The organism is Rouxiella aceris (assembly GCF_012933545.1).
Lineage (GTDB): Bacteria > Pseudomonadota > Gammaproteobacteria > Enterobacterales > Enterobacteriaceae > Rouxiella > Rouxiella aceris.
This window is the reverse complement of the sequence record NZ_JAADJU010000014.1, coordinates 125,743-140,596: the sequence shown is the minus strand read 5'-3', so window position 1 is coordinate 140,596 and position 14,854 is coordinate 125,743. Positions and strand designations below refer to the sequence as shown.

The 14,854-nt window shown below is 50.0% G+C and carries 13 protein-coding genes and 1 riboswitch; of the genes, 6 read left to right on the top strand and 7 right to left on the bottom strand.

Features of this window, described 5'->3' with window-relative positions:
- Positions 1 to 343: 343 nt before the first annotated feature.
- Together murI and btuB are read right to left on the bottom strand one after the other, a co-directional pair.
- On the bottom strand, positions 344 to 1,225 hold the full coding sequence (gene murI / locus GW590_RS21905) for a glutamate racemase (RefSeq protein WP_169405202.1): 882 nt from the start codon (positions 1,223 to 1,225) through the stop codon (positions 344 to 346).
- Positions 1,170 to 3,038, bottom strand: a complete 1,869-nt coding sequence (btuB, locus tag GW590_RS21900) for a TonB-dependent vitamin B12 receptor BtuB (protein WP_169405201.1) — start codon at positions 3,036 to 3,038, stop codon at positions 1,170 to 1,172. Before btuB ends, murI begins: the two co-directional genes overlap by 56 nt.
- 72 nt (positions 3,039 to 3,110) lie before the next feature.
- Positions 3,111 to 3,326: riboswitch (cobalamin riboswitch) on the bottom strand.
- 151 nt (positions 3,327 to 3,477) lie between these two features.
- Here btuB and trmA point away from each other — a divergent pair.
- Positions 3,478 to 4,584: a tRNA (uridine(54)-C5)-methyltransferase TrmA gene (gene trmA, locus GW590_RS21895; protein WP_169405200.1), complete on the top strand. Its 1,107-nt coding sequence runs from the start codon at positions 3,478 to 3,480 to the stop codon at positions 4,582 to 4,584.
- 237 nt (positions 4,585 to 4,821) lie between these two features.
- Here the strand turns inward: trmA and GW590_RS21890 are convergent, their stop codons facing one another.
- From GW590_RS21890 to fabR, 3 genes are all read right to left on the bottom strand, one after another.
- Entirely contained in the window at positions 4,822 to 5,370 is a 549-nt protein-coding gene (locus GW590_RS21890) for a YrhA family protein (protein ID WP_169405199.1), read from the bottom strand.
- A gap of 219 nt (positions 5,371 to 5,589) precedes the next feature.
- Positions 5,590 to 5,949 (bottom strand): YijD family membrane protein, encoded by a 360-nt coding sequence (locus GW590_RS21885; RefSeq protein WP_169405198.1) that lies wholly within the window; start codon positions 5,947 to 5,949, stop codon positions 5,590 to 5,592.
- Between the two features lie 53 nt (positions 5,950 to 6,002).
- Positions 6,003 to 6,659 (bottom strand): HTH-type transcriptional repressor FabR, encoded by a 657-nt coding sequence (gene fabR, locus GW590_RS21880; protein WP_169405197.1) that lies wholly within the window; start codon positions 6,657 to 6,659, stop codon positions 6,003 to 6,005.
- Positions 6,660 to 6,867: 208 nt separating this feature from the next.
- Here fabR and sthA point away from each other — a divergent pair, with 208 nt between their 5' ends.
- Entirely contained in the window at positions 6,868 to 8,268 is a 1,401-nt protein-coding gene (sthA, locus tag GW590_RS21875; RefSeq protein WP_169405196.1) for a Si-specific NAD(P)(+) transhydrogenase, read from the top strand.
- Here sthA and oxyR read toward each other — a convergent pair.
- Entirely contained in the window at positions 8,251 to 9,171 is a 921-nt protein-coding gene (gene oxyR / locus GW590_RS21870; protein ID WP_169405195.1) for a DNA-binding transcriptional regulator OxyR, read from the bottom strand. The two genes, sthA and oxyR, sit on opposite strands and share 18 nt — an antisense overlap.
- Positions 9,172 to 9,331: 160 nt before the next feature.
- Here oxyR and GW590_RS21865 point away from each other — a divergent pair, with 160 nt between their 5' ends.
- From GW590_RS21865 to GW590_RS21850, 4 genes are all read left to right on the top strand, one after another.
- The gene (locus GW590_RS21865; protein ID WP_169405194.1) at positions 9,332 to 10,063 is read left to right on the top strand and encodes a glutathione peroxidase; all 732 of its coding nucleotides are present in this window, start codon (positions 9,332 to 9,334) and stop codon (positions 10,061 to 10,063) included.
- 283 nt (positions 10,064 to 10,346) lie between these two features.
- Positions 10,347 to 11,303 (top strand): HlyD family secretion protein, encoded by a 957-nt coding sequence (locus GW590_RS21860; RefSeq protein ID WP_169405193.1) that lies wholly within the window; start codon positions 10,347 to 10,349, stop codon positions 11,301 to 11,303.
- A complete protein-coding gene (locus tag GW590_RS21855; protein ID WP_169405192.1) occupies positions 11,300 to 12,220 on the top strand; it encodes an ABC transporter ATP-binding protein in 921 nt (306 codons plus the stop codon). Before GW590_RS21860 ends, GW590_RS21855 begins: the two co-directional genes overlap by 4 nt.
- Positions 12,221 to 13,351 (top strand): ABC transporter permease, encoded by a 1,131-nt coding sequence (locus GW590_RS21850; RefSeq protein ID WP_169405191.1) that lies wholly within the window; start codon positions 12,221 to 12,223, stop codon positions 13,349 to 13,351.
- 48 nt (positions 13,352 to 13,399) lie between these two features.
- On the opposite strand, the gene argH is transcribed toward GW590_RS21850, so the two are convergent.
- A complete protein-coding gene (argH, locus tag GW590_RS21845; RefSeq protein ID WP_169405190.1) occupies positions 13,400 to 14,773 on the bottom strand; it encodes an argininosuccinate lyase in 1,374 nt (457 codons plus the stop codon).
- Positions 14,774 to 14,854: the final 81 nt, after the last annotated feature.

Here is a 14,854-nt window from a genome sequence, read left to right as displayed (position 1 = left end):
CTTCACATCATTCATAATGAATTACTGCTTGGTCACTCTAAGACTTGATATTTTTTGCCACCGAGGTGGCTGATATCGTCTTGTGAGTGCCCACACAGATTGTCTGATAAATTGTTAAAGAGCATGCCGCTGTTCCGATAGAATCTTATGCGGCGCGGGAGGCGTATATTACGTTTTCCCGCTGAAGAGTCAAGAAATTATTCATTCTTTTCTCTTCCCAACCCGGCGACTTGTCAGTCGTTGTTCCCGGTCAGTGGAGGCGCATTATAGGGACTTCTCAGAAGGCCGCAACCCCTATTTTCCAATTCTTTTACTGACCGCTGAATGTTTAAGCAAAAGGCGTTTAAAGCGGCAATTCCTGGATGCTTCTTAAGCCATATGACTGCAAAACAGGCAGCAATCCGGCAGCCTGCGCATCGAGCTTTATACAGTAGGCGATGCTTTCTATTTCGCTGTCGGCTTTTTTCTCCGGTATGGCACTAAAAGCGGTCTCAATAAGCCAGTGGGCACGACGAGCAATCGCCGAACCTGAGTCAATCATCCGGGTGCCATCGGGCAGAACCTGTGCCAGCTCGTCATGCAGTAAAGGAAAATGCGTACATCCCAACACCACAGTGTCAGGTGGTTCGCGCAGTTTCAGCCAGGGATGCAGGATCTTCTTCAATGCAGACAGAGGGACTTCAGCGCCGTGCAGTTTGGCTTCCGCCAGCTCGACCAGCTCCGCCGAACCCAGCATCAGAATTTTGCAGTCAGTGGCAAAGCGGGCAATCAGGTCATGAGTATAAGGACGCTGAACGGTCGCGCGGGTGGCCAGCAACCCGACAATGCCATTACGCGTAAGCTTGGCAGCAGGTTTGATTGCCGGGACAACGCCCACTACCGGGCAGCTAAAGCGGCCACGCAGCGCCGGTAAGGATACGGTGCTGGCGGTATTGCAGGCGATAATAATAATAGAGAGAGGATGCCGTCGGGCAACGGCACTGACAATTTCCAGCACCCGTTCGACAATAAAGGCTTCCGACTTTTCTCCATAAGGAAAAGCGACATTATCGAAAGCGTATATATAGTGCAGGTCCGGCAATAACTGCCGGACCTCATGATAGACCGATAACCCGCCGACGCCTGAGTCAAAAACCAGCGCCGTCGGGCGAGCCGGTATCAAGGCGTTATCAGAAGGTATAGCTTCCAGAGAGGTAGTACTCACGTCCTGGTGTTGCGTAGCCATAAACCGTCTCGTAATCTTTATCAAAGAGGTTGGCAATTCTACCACGAACAGTCAGGTGAGATGTAACAGGATAAGAGGCGGCCAGATCCCATAAGCTGACACCGCCAAGCTTAACGGTCTGATAGCTGTTGAAGTCCTCATCATAACGCTCGCCGAGATAGTGATAGGTCACTGCCCAGTCAATTTGCGCGACCTGCCAGTCCAACTCATATTTGACCTGTTGTTTGGCGCGACGCAGCAAGATTTCATTGGTCTGTGCATTACGTGCATCGACATAGTCATAGGAGAGTTGATGGGTAAACATGCCGGTATCAAATGATGCCGTCGCCTCAACGCCTTTGATTTTGGCTTCACCGATATTGTAATAACGGTAAGTCGTCGGATCGCTGTCAATCAGGTTGGTGATTTCGTTTTTATAACCACTTACCCGCCAGGTTACCGGACCGGTCAGCCCTTCAACACCGCTTTCCCACTGCTTGCTCTGTTCCGGACGCAGGTTGGTGTTACCGTAAAATTCACTGTAAACCTGACCCAGGTTAGGCGCTTTATACGCCGTGCCATAAGAAGCAATCAGGCGATAACCATCAATAAACTCCCAGGCAGCGCTGCTTTGCCAGGTAGAGTGTTGACCAAACTGCGAGTTATCGTCACTGCGCACGGCACCTTCCAAAGTCACCGGACCAAACAACTGTTGGGTGGTGGCATAAACGCCGGTATTACGCTGCTCAAAACCCTGATCCAGATAATCGGTGCCCGGCGTTGTGGTTTGCTTCTGCCAATCCAGGCCACCGCTGACCGTACCGTGCCAAGCCTGCAGCGTATTGCCCCATTGCAGGTTGTATTGTTGGATATCATCCAGGGTCGCCGAGCTATCGTACTGGCCGTAGCGTGGATCGTAGTTATAGGTTTTGCTGTGACTGTAGCTGCCGCTCAACTGGGTGGCATAAATCCCGGCGTTATAACGCAGTCCGGTATCCCAGGTCTGGCTATAAAGTTGTTGTGTGTCAGCCAAGGCGTAAGGTGGGGTATAGCTATAAGTGCCATCGTAGGCGGTACGATTATCAAAACCGTAACCACGAATAAAACCGCTCACATTGTCATTAAAGTTATGCATTAATGACCCATAAAGGGTTTTACTCATAAAGCCGTCGCGGTCAGGCTGGCGTGGATCACCATAGCCATCCGGCAGGTTGGCGACGACATCGGTGCCATGAGTATAGGTATAGTTACCGGCCACAGTCGCGACGGTGTCATCACCCAACTTCTGCTGGGTAGAACCATCGTAGGCTTGATAGCCATTCGATCCCATCCCCGCCGTCAGCGTGGTACCCAGCTTATCGCGCGTGGTAATGATATTGACCACACCACCAATCGCATCAGAACCATACACTGCCGAAGAGGGGCCGCGGATGTATTCGATTTTCTGCACCAGTGAAATAGGGATCTGGCTCAGGTCAGATGAACCGGTGATACCCGCCTGATTTAAACGAATACCATCGATCAAAATTAACACATGATTGGAATTGGTGCCGCGAATAAACATGGAGCTGCTCTGCCCCATACCACCACTTTGTGCAATATCCACGCCCGGCAAGCGACGCATTACGTCAACCAGGGATTTGGATTGCCATCTATCTATTTGCTCACGAGTGACCACCGTCGTCGGTGCCAACACGCTGGAAACTGGCTGCGGAAAACGATTGGCGGTAACCACCATATCGCTGCTGTCAGTTGATGATTTGCTGTCTTGCGCCCACCCCGAAAAAGCTGTGACAGATAACACTGTCAGCAGCACCTGCTTTTTAATTGTCATATAAACGCGCATCCAAACTCAATTGGCGGATGCCGCAGAAAATCATTAACGCTAGTTCGCGACGTTAATGAAAAATGCGACGTAAATCAGGCAGGTCTTCGGGCTCAGGATTTGTTATTCATCAAAACAATAAATAACACCGGGCGATGACTTCCCATCCTTATATAAGGACAGTGTCTGCATACTCTGCATTCGCCGTGCTTTCCCCATACCGCTGCGCGACAGCTCCGGATTCACACCGGATTCCCTTTTAACTCAATAAATGAGGCCTGAGGCGAATCCTACGATCAACCCATTTGGAAATCTAGACTTCCGTGGCAATGAGGCAAACAAAATACGACAACGCTGGACTTAAGGCCCATATTCCCTACAATCAGCGGCGAAACCTGGCTTGTTGTGCAAAGTTCACCCATTGATCACCGGTAAGACGAGAAAACAGATGACCCCCGAAAAACTGCCCATTGAACACTATGACGACCAACTGGCGGAAAAGACCGCCCGTCTCACGGCACTGATGTCGCCATTTAATGCGCCCGAGGTCGAGGTATTCCGTTCTCCGATCAGTCATTACCGTATGCGCGCCGAGTTTCGCGTCTGGCATGACGAAGGCGATCTCTACCACATCATGTTTGATCAGCAAACCAAGGCGCGTATCCGCGTCGATCAGTTTCCGGCCGCCAGTGAGTTGATCAACCGCCTGATGCCGGTATTGCTGGCCGCGATCAAGGCCGAACCGGCATTGCGCCATAAGCTGTTCCAGATTGACTACCTATCGACGCGCAGTGGCAAAATCATTGCTTCGCTGCTCTATCACCGCAAGCTGGATGACCTGTGGCAACAGGCAGCTACCGCTTTGCGCGACGGTCTGCGCCGCGACGGCTTTGACGTGCAGTTGATTGGCCGTGCAGCGAAAACCAAAATCATGCTCGATCAGGACTATGTCGATGAAGTGCTGCCGGTGGCGGGACGCGAGATGACCTATCGTCAGGTGGAAAACAGTTTTACCCAGCCCAATGCTGCGGTAAATATCAAAATGCTGGAGTGGGCACTGGATGCCACCGCCGGTTCACAGGGCGACCTGCTGGAACTGTATTGCGGTAATGGCAATTTCTCTCTGGCGCTGGCGCGCAATTTTAATCGCGTATTGGCCACAGAAATCGCCAAGCCGTCAGTAGCGGCAGCACAATTTAATATCGCCGCCAATCAGATTGATAATGTGCAGATTATTCGTATGGCGGCGGAAGATTTCACCCAGGCAATGAATGGCGTACGTGAGTTCCGTCGTTTACAGGGTATTGATCTTGGCAGCTATCAGTGTGAAACCATTTTTGTCGATCCACCGCGCAGCGGTTTGGACGATGATACGGTGAAACTGGTGCAGGGTTATCCGCGTATCCTTTATATCTCCTGCAATCCCGATACGCTTTGCGCCAATCTGCAAACCTTGCAGCAAACGCACCGCATCAGCCGTTTGGCGCTGTTTGATCAGTTCCCTTATACCCATCATATGGAGTGCGGCGTTTTACTGGAACGTATTAGCGCTTAAAAGCCGGCCACGCGCACTTGGCTAACCGCTGACCCCCATAATTAACTATATTTTAATTGTGGGGATCAATGCATTAATCAATTGGTCAAAATGTGGGGGCGTGATTAGCTCTTGCCGGATAAGATCGACAGGTTTTTGCAAACGCGACCTTGTTTGCTGCATAGCTAAGGATTGCAAAAACGCTATTGTTTTATTTTTTGTCATTGGTCACCCTTGATACAACTCACCTACTGTCAACTACTCTCGATCGTCCTCATCTTCATCCTCAAATGACTTCTTAATAGAAGTAGCCAGCACTTGCAGAAACTGGTCAAGTTGCGGATAACTCCCCACTATATAATCAAAACCAATTCTGTCGCGGATCTCAAAATGATGATTGCTTTTATCGAAAATCAAAATATCCAGATCGGTTGAGCCCATCAGAACATAACCGTCATAGATCTCAGGGAAGGGAAGATAATCGAGAATTCGTCTAATATCCTGACTATCCTTGCCTTCATCATGAAAACCATACAGGCGTACTCCATTAATGTCGAAGCCATTTAACAGGCAAAGAAAAGGCAGATATTGACAGGCAAATTCCTGTCCTCCTAATGCTACCAGATCGTTAAAAACGACTTCTGGTGGTTGGGGCCAGGCCTCCAATAAACCGAGGTTAACTTTATACCCGAAATGAGCATAAGTGATTAGCTCTTGCCGGATAAGATCGACAGGTTTTTGCAAACGCGCCATTCTTTGCTGCATATCTAAGGATTGCAAAATCTTAATGATTTCACTTTTGTCCATTCAGTACCTCCAGGGATAGATAACACCGTGTGATACCGCCAGGCGATATAAAATTCATCCTTTTTTAATTGTTACTATCACCATGCCGAATACTTAATTTATTTAATAAAATTCAATAAGATAAAATCATTCAGCTGTTCAAGAAAAACATATCATGGCCAGAAACGCAACAGGGCAGCCCGAAGGCTGCCCTGTTTATATTAGTCTTGTGACGCAAGGTCAGAGGTTATTGGCTTTACGTTTCTTCAATCGGTAGACAATCCAGAAGACCAGCACCACGCAAAGCACCGAAGGGGCAAAGTTGGAGCCCAACTGTGGATACTCGGCACGCACAATGGTGCTATACAGCATCAGACCGAGCATAAAACAGGCAGCGGCCAGCATCGGCATACCAAAAGGCATTTCACATTTTTGATAACGCAGGTGCAAACAGTAGACCGCCAGAACCAGCGCGATAATCGGAAAAATTGAAAAGGCCACCACGGAACTGAATAACGCATCAAAGGAGCCGTTAATTGATAATCCGGCAATCAGAGCCAAAACCAGGGTGCCATTATCCTGGCGTGGTTGTGCTGTCATCTTCTCATCCTCTTTTATAATCACGTGACGCTGCCGCCGGTCAGGCCACAGCCTCAATCACTTTGGGTGATCTCGTCGTTAATTGATGTGCTTGCAGTACGCTCTTGCTGACGACGATACCAATAGTAGGCACCTTTGGAAATCATCCTCAGTTGCAAAACCAGACGCTCTTCAAGCTGGCGGCGCTGGGGAAGATCGACATCCAGCGCTTCGGCACCGGCGTTAAATACAATGATCACCATCGCTTCGGCCTGCGCTTCGGTAAAGCTGCGCGGCATATGGTTTTCGAGTTGCAAATAGTCGGCAAGTTCCGCAATAAAGTGCTGAATTTCACGGGCGACGGCGGCACGAAACGCCGCAGAGGTACCTGAACGCTCGCGCAGCAACAAACGAAAGGCGTTTGGATTATTGCCGATAAATTCCATAAAGGTAGAAACGGACGTGCGGATCACACTGCCGCCTTTAGCAATGCGCTGTCGAGCCTGGCGCATTAACTGACGCAGCATCAAACCACTTTCATCAACCATAGTGAGTCCCAACTCATCCACATCACGGAAATGCCGATAAAAAGAGGTCGGCGCAATTCCGGCTTCGCGAGAAACTTCCCGCAGACTTAAACTGGCGAAACTGCGCTCGGCGCTCAGTTGGCTAAAGGCCGCCTCAATCAGTGAGCGGCGCGTTCGCTCTTTTTGTTGTGCTCTTACGCCCATGACCTTCATCCGATAGTTTCTACTTACTTATTCGCGGGAATTCGCTTCACTATAACAAATTTTTTCGCTACGACCGTTATACTAAGTTCAGCATAAAGTTCTTCCGGATGTTGCTGCATTCCCACGATTTGATCACCAATCGTTGGGTAAAAAGGACTATGATGTTACATTCTCGTTGTTATTTTGTATAAAAATAGGTTACTCAACCATGCAACAGAACTCTCATTTTGATGCCATTATCATTGGCTCGGGCCCAGGCGGTGAAGGTGCTGCTATGGGTCTGGTTAAACAAGGCGCCAGAGTGGCCGTTATCGAACGTTATAACAACGTCGGCGGCGGCTGTACCCACTGGGGAACCATTCCATCGAAAGCACTACGCCACGCCGTCAGCAGAATTATCGAGTTTAACCAAAACCCCCTTTATAGCGACAATTCCCGAACACTTAGCTCCACGTTCCCCGATATTCTCCGTCATGCCGATTCGGTAATCAATCAGCAAACCCGTATGCGCCAGGGATTTTATGAGCGTAATCAGTGCAAGATTTTTGCCGGGGATGCCAGCTTTGTTGATGCCAATACCGTTAGCGTGCGCTATGCCGACGGCACGTTGGATTACGTTACCGCCGACAATATCGTCATTGCCTGTGGCTCACGCCCCTACCGTCCTGACAGCGTCGACTTTAGCCACCCGCGCATTTATGACAGCGACTTGATCCTTGAACTCAGCCACGAACCCCGCCACGTTATTATCTATGGCGCCGGGGTAATTGGCTGTGAATATGCGTCCATCTTCCGCGGTCTGAACGTCAAGGTTGACCTGATCAACACCCGCGACCGACTGCTGGCCTTCCTCGACCAGGAGATGTCCGACGCGCTCTCTTACCACTTCTGGAATAATGGCGTGGTGATCCGTCATAACGAAGAGTTTGAGAAGATCGAAGGCGTCGACGATGGCGTTATTGTGCATCTGAAGTCAGGCAAAAAAGTAAAAGCCGATGCGCTGCTGTATGCCAACGGACGCACCGGTAACACCGAGGCGCTGGGTCTGGAAAACGTCGGTCTGCAAGCCGATAGTCGTGGTCTGTTAAAGGTCAACAGCATGTACCAGACGGCGCTACCGCATATTTATGCGGTGGGTGATGTGGTGGGCTATCCCAGCCTGGCCTCTGCCGCCTACGACCAGGGTCGCATTGCCGCACAGGCAATGATCCAGGGCGAAGCCAAAGTCCATCTAATCGAAAATATCCCCACCGGCATCTACACCATTCCGGAAATCAGCTCCGTAGGTAAAACCGAGCAGGAACTGACGGCAATGAAAGTGCCTTACGAAGTAGGTCGCGCGCAGTTTAAGCACCTGGCGCGGGCGCAAATAGCCGGGATGAACGTCGGTAGCCTTAAATTACTGTTCCATCGTGATACCAAACAGATCCTGGGTATCCACTGCTTTGGCGAACGCGCAGCCGAGATTATTCATATCGGCCAGGCGATCATGGAGCAGAAAGGCGAAGGCAATACTATCGAGTATTTTGTTAATACCACCTTTAACTATCCGACGATGGCAGAAGCCTATCGCGTGGCGGCATTAAACGGCTTAAATCGGCTTTTTTAACGCCAGGGCGTCCATATAGGTTTGCATATGGATTTTAATGGCTTCGGCCAGCTGTTCATAACGTCCGCGCAGCGGGGAACCGGGGCGATACACCAGAGCAATGGTGCGCTTTGGTTCCGGCTTGTCGCAGGTGAGATAAGTCACGCCGTCGCGGCTACGTTCATGGGGAACAGCCAGGGCAGGCAATAAGGTAATACCGCTGCCCGCGGCCACCATATTACGCAAGGTTTCCAGACTGGTGGCACGGAAATGGGTGTCTTCTTCAGCGCCCGCCTGGAAACAAAAACCCAGTGCCTGATCGCGCAGGCAGTGACCATCTTCCAGCATCAACAGTTTTTCGCCGGCCAGATCGCTCATTGCCACTTTATCGCGAGAGGTCCAGGGATGTTCGTCATAAATTGCCAGCTTCATCGGCTCGTCAAATAACGGCACTTCAATAAAGGCTTCGCTTTCTTTTACCAATGCCAAAATGGCACAGTCGAGTTTACCGCTGTCGAGCTGCGCCAAAAGTTGATGTGTCTGCGCTTCGTGCAGATACATTTCGAGTTTGGGAAAGGTTTTATGTAACGTTGGAATAATTTGCGGCAACAGGTAGGGGCCGACGGTGGGGATCAAGCCGATATGCAGCGGACCGGACATTGCCTCCCCTTGCTGACTGGCCATCTCCTTGAGGACCTTCACTTCACGCAGTACCGTGCGCGCCTGGTCAACCAGCAGCAAACCGGACTGGGTAAAGAGCACCTTGCGGCTGGTTCTTTCCAACAGCATCACGCCAAGTTCATCTTCCAGCTTGCGGATCTGACCGCTTAACGTTGGCTGGCTGACGTGGCAGGAATCCGCGGCGCGACGAAAATGCCGAAATTCGGCCAGCGCCACCAGATACTCCAAATCACGTATGTTCATAATTTCTCCCTGTTATGACCGTCGTAAGCGATAGTCAGTATCGATAGATAAGATAGCAATCAACGATTATATCTATCAAGACTATTCGTGAATAATGCTTTCCAACGAGACGGCAATGCCGAAACAAAATTTTCTTAAATATAAATAATGAGGGTTAAGCATGTTGACCAGCCGCGAAGGAAAAACTGTACCACAAGTCACATTTCATACCCGTCAGGGTGATAAGTGGCTGGATATCACCAGCGATGAGCTGTTTGCCAATAAAACCGTGATCGTTTTTTCTCTGCCGGGAGCCTTTACCCCGACTTGCTCTTCCAGCCACTTGCCACGTTACAACGAACTGGCGGGCGTCTTCAAACAGCATGGCGTCGACAGCATTCTTTGTGTCTCGGTTAACGATACCTTTGTAATGAACGCCTGGAAAGCCGAGCAACACGCCAACAATATCAACTTTATTCCCGACGGTAACGGCGAGTTCACCAAGGGCATGGACATGCTGGTTGAAAAAGCCGATCTGGGCTTTGGTCCGCGTTCATGGCGTTACTCCATGCTGGTACGTAACGGCGTGGTGGAAAAAATGTTTGTTGAACCCAACAAACCCGGCGACCCGTTTGAAGTCTCTGATGCCGATACTCTGCTGAAATATCTGGCACCGGACTATAAAGTCCAGGAATCGGTATCAGTCTTTACCAAGCCTGGCTGTCCGTTCTGTGCCAAAGCCAAACAAATGCTGCAGGAACGCGGTATTCCCTATGAAGAAGTCGTATTAGGTAAAGATGCGACAACCGTAAGCCTGCGCGCAGTCAGCGGTCGCTCAACGGTGCCTCAAGTCTTTATCGGTGGTCGCCACATCGGGGGAAGTGACGATCTGGAGCAATTTTTTGCTTCCTGATTAAAAAAAACATAAATTTATAATAAGATTTTTGGGCGGGGAGATTTCCCCGCCTTTTTATTTAATTAATGAGAAACGTTATTTACTCTCTACCAACCATCCGGCTAAATATAAATAACAATTATCACACCTCATAAAATCAATACTTCCCACGCATTGACTTAATTAGTCGTCTGCTTTATAACCCTCATCACATTACTAATATGACAAGCTGTATATTATAACCTGCTTATATTCGCCTTGCCGGCTATTAATTTATATTCATGGAGTGAATATAATAAATATGAAAAATATAATAAATTTATTTCTGCTATTGATCGCACTGTGTCTGATCCAGGGATGTGACAACTCGGCCAGCGAAAGTTTCCAGGGATATATTGAAGGGGACTTTACTTATATCACCGCAGATACCCCGGGGAAACTGACCGAAATCCCGGTGAAACGCGGTGAGCCGGTTGCCGTTGGCGCGGTACTTTTTCGTTTGGATAATGAAGACCAACAGCTTGTTTACCAACAGGTGGCGCAAGAGTTGGCCGCTGCCATTGCAGAAAAAAACGACTTGCAGGCGGGGTTACGTCCCGAGGAAATCAATATATTGCGCGCGCAATTAAAGCAGGCGCAGATTGCGGCCAGCCTGGCCAAATCTAAATGGCAACGAGAAAAAAGCCTGGCAGATAAAGGTGCCCTGCCGTTTTTTAGCCTGAAGGTTACCCATAATGACTATCTGCAGAAACAAGCCATTGTCGATGAGTCGCAGAGCCGCCTGCAATTTAATCTGCTACCAGCGCGCGAACAGGCACTGGCGGCCAAAAATGCTAAAATCGCCGCCCTTGAGGCACAACTGGCGCAGGTTAAATCTACATTAAATAAGCGCCAGGGCCTGAGTCCGATCGCCGGACAAGTGCATGACATCTATTTTACCCGCGGTGAAAATGTCGATACCAGCCATCCGATTATTAGCTTGCTCGTCCCGCACAATATTAAAGTGCGTTTTTATATTCCGCAGAAATTGTTGCACGACTTTAAACCCGGTAATGAAATTCTGGTCAGCTGTGACGGTTGTAAAAAAGCCGTGCCGGTTAAAATTGATTATATTTCCACAACCGCCGAGTTCACCCCGCCGGTAATATATAGCCAGAAAAGGCGCGAAAAAATGCTGTTCCTGGTTGAAGCCAGACCCGCTCCCGATCAGGCTTTTACCCTGCACCCCGGTCAGCCGGTAAAGGTCAGCAAAATATGAATAATCTAATTATCGATATCAACGGGTTAAATAAATACTTTGCGGCGGAGCATATCGTCAAAAATCTGACGGTACAGGTGGCGCAGGGAGAGATTTTTGGGGTTCTGGGTCCCAACGGCAGCGGAAAAACCACCGCTATCCGCATGATGTGCGGGTTGCTCTCTCCCAGTTCGGGACAAGGGCGTTGTATGGGCCTGGATATCATCAAAGACAAAGAGAAAATCAAAAAATCCGTCGGCTATATGACGCAATACTTTTCCTTATGGGGGGCGCTCAGTGTACGTCAGAATCTGACGTTTGTTGCCCGCATGTATCAACTCCAACACCCCGATGCCAGAGTGGAAGAGGTCATGGCGCAGTTTGCTCTGACAGAGCGCCAGCATCAGCTGGCCCGCACGCTGTCGGGAGGCTGGAAGCAGCGGCTGTCACTGGCCGCCTGTCTGATCCACTCCCCCAAGGTGATTTTCCTTGATGAACCCACCGCAGGCGTTGACCCCGCCGCGCGGCAGGTATTCTGGCGTGAACTTTATCGGATTGCCGCCCAGGGGGTAACCATATTAGTGAGTACCCACTATATGGATGAAGCAGAGCGTTGTAACAACCTGGCCTATATTGCCAAAGGCCGGGTGCTGATCCAGGGCAAACCCAATGACATCATTAATAGCCAAAAGCTGTATAGCTGGGAAATTGCCGGCCGCGATTTGCCGGCACTGGAAAAACGGCTGCTGGCCAATACCGAGATAGCCCATGTCTGTCAGCGCGGGAATTTACTTTATATCACCGCCAGGCAGGAGCTGCCGCTGGCTGAGATGATCGAAAAATTTCAGCCGGGTTACCAGATTTGCCGCTGCCCACTAAGCCTGGAGGATATTTTCTCTTGCCTGAGCAAAGGATCCACATTAATTGAGGCCTGTTAGGTGAAGACTTTTTCCTGTGACCGCGTTCGCGGATTGGTGGTTAAAGAACTGCAGGAACTGTGTCGCGACTATGTCAGTCTGACACTGATCCTGCTTATCCCTCTTATCCAGCTACTGATCTATGGTTTTGCCGTCAATACCGATGTGCGCCAACTGCCAACGGTGCTGATTAATAATGACAGTGGCTATCTCAGCCGCAGTTTTGTACAAGGCATGGTCAATACGGATTATTTTGATATCTTGCCCGGCGAATACAATGAACAGCAGGCACAAAGAGTGCTGCTGCAAGGCAAGGCCAGTTTTGTTATTACTATTCCTTCCACCTTTACCAGACAGCTGCTGCGCGGTGAGGTCCCTGACCTATTGGTGCAGGCGGATGCCGTCGACGCCGTGACCATCAATAACGCGGTGAATGCCATGCAAACGCTGCCGCAATATATTATCGCCAGCAATTTGCCGGGTGGCTTAAGGAGCGAGGATAACCACGACAAGATAAATATCAATGTGCAGAAGATGTTTAACCCGGAGCTGATCGAACAGTTTAATTTTATCCCGGCGGTATGCATCTGTTTACTTAACAGCGTGCTGGTACTAATGAGCAGCCTGTCAATCATCAAAGAGAAGGAGACCGGGGCGCTGGAAAATATGCTGGTCTATCCTATTTCCCCGCTGGAATTTATTATCGGCAAAATGGCACCCTATGCCATTATCGGGATAGTCGAAGCCACGCTGATCTTTTCTGCAGCTTTCGCCGCCTTCCACTTACCCTTTCTCGGCAGCATAGTGCTGCTGGTGCTGGTGATCCTGATATTTATTATTATCAGCCTGACCATTGGCGTAATTATTTCCAGCATTTCAAAAACGCAGCTACAGGCGATGCAGTTTTCCATCACCTATTTTTTGCCGTCGATTATGCTTTCCGGTTTTATCTCGCCATTTCAGGGCATGCCGCACTGGGCGCAGTTGACAGGCAAACTGTTACCCAGCACCTATTTAATGCGGATAAGCAGAGAGATTATTATTAAAGGCGTGAGTTTTGCCGATATCTTGCCCGACGTACTGGCATTAATGGCGATGATGCTGATTTTGCTTGCCTTGGCTCTGTATATTAAGCGCAGGACATTAGATTAATAGTCACTCCCTCGGCGACCTGCCAAGGGAGGACTATGGCTAGCGCTTTCAGCCTAAACGTTTTTTGGCATCGGCAATAGCCTGAGCCACTTGCGCAGGTGCTACGCCGCCTTTGGCACAGCGTTTGTCCAGGCAAGATTGCAGTGCCAGGATCGGATAAACATCGTCACCAATCACACTGCTAAATTTCTGCAAGTCGGTCAGGGTCAGGGCTTCCAGCGCCTTACCCTGTTGCATGGCTTCGACTACCGCTTCGCCCACGATATGGTGTGCTTCACGGAAAGGCACACCTTTGGCAACCAGATAGTCAGCCAGTTCAGTGGAGTTGGCATAGCCCTGTTCTGCGGCTTCTTGGCAACGCGGGCGTTTCACCTGCAGGCCATCGAGCACCAGCGCGGACATTTGCAAACAATCCATCCAGGTATCCAGGGCGTCAAACAGCCCTTCTTTGTCTTCCTGCATGTCTTTGTTGTAGGCCAGCGGCAGACCTTTTAAGGTCATCATCATGCCGGTCAAGGCACCCTGTACACGGCCACATTTGCCGCGGATCAGCTCCAGCGCATCGGGGTTTTTCTTTTGCGGCATCAGTGAAGAGCCAGAGGTCACACGGTCAGACAAGTCAATAAAGCCCGCTTCACCGGTATTGAAGAAAATCAGGTCTTCGGCAAAACGCGACAGATGCACCATGCTGATCGAGGCGTTAGATAATAATTCGAGGATATGGTCACGATCAGAAACACTGTCGAGACTGTTGCGTGTCGCCGAAGCAAAGCCCAACCAGCCGGCAAGTTGCTCACGGTCGATAGGGTACGCGGTACCGGCCAATGCGCCACTGCCCAGCGGGCTGACGTCGAGACGGGTCAGGGTATCCTGTAAACGGCTTTCATCGCGGGCCAGCATTTCCACATAAGCCAGACACCAGTGCGCAAAGGTTACCGGTTGTGCACGTTGCATATGGGTATAACCCGGCATCACGGCATCATGATTGGCCTGAGCGGTCTCCACCAGCGCCTGTTGCAATTGCTGCAGCGCCAGTTGCAGTTCAACAACCTGAGTCTTGCACCAGAGTTTAATGTCGGTCGCCACCTGATCGTTACGGCTGCGTCCGGTATGCAGTTTCTTGCCCAGAGTACCGACTTTATCAATCAGCTTCTGTTCAACCCAGCTATGAATATCTTCGGCATCGCTTTCCAGAATGCTGCGAGGATTGGCGCGTACCTCTTCGAGCAATACATTGAGCGCCGCTTCCAGCTGTTGCTGTTCCTCGGCAGTCAGTACATTTACGGTGACCAGCGCTTTCGACCAGGCTACCGAGCCCACGATATCCTGCTCAGCCAGTCGATAATCAAACCGCAGTGAGTCATTCAATTCTTTGAAACGCTGATCTGCTGCCTGACTAAAGCGTCCGCCCCACAATGCCATGATAATGCTCCCGAGCTTAAATTTTTGAACAGTGATTGTTGCTGAGATGCAGGCGTGCAAAGGATATTGCACGCCTGATAC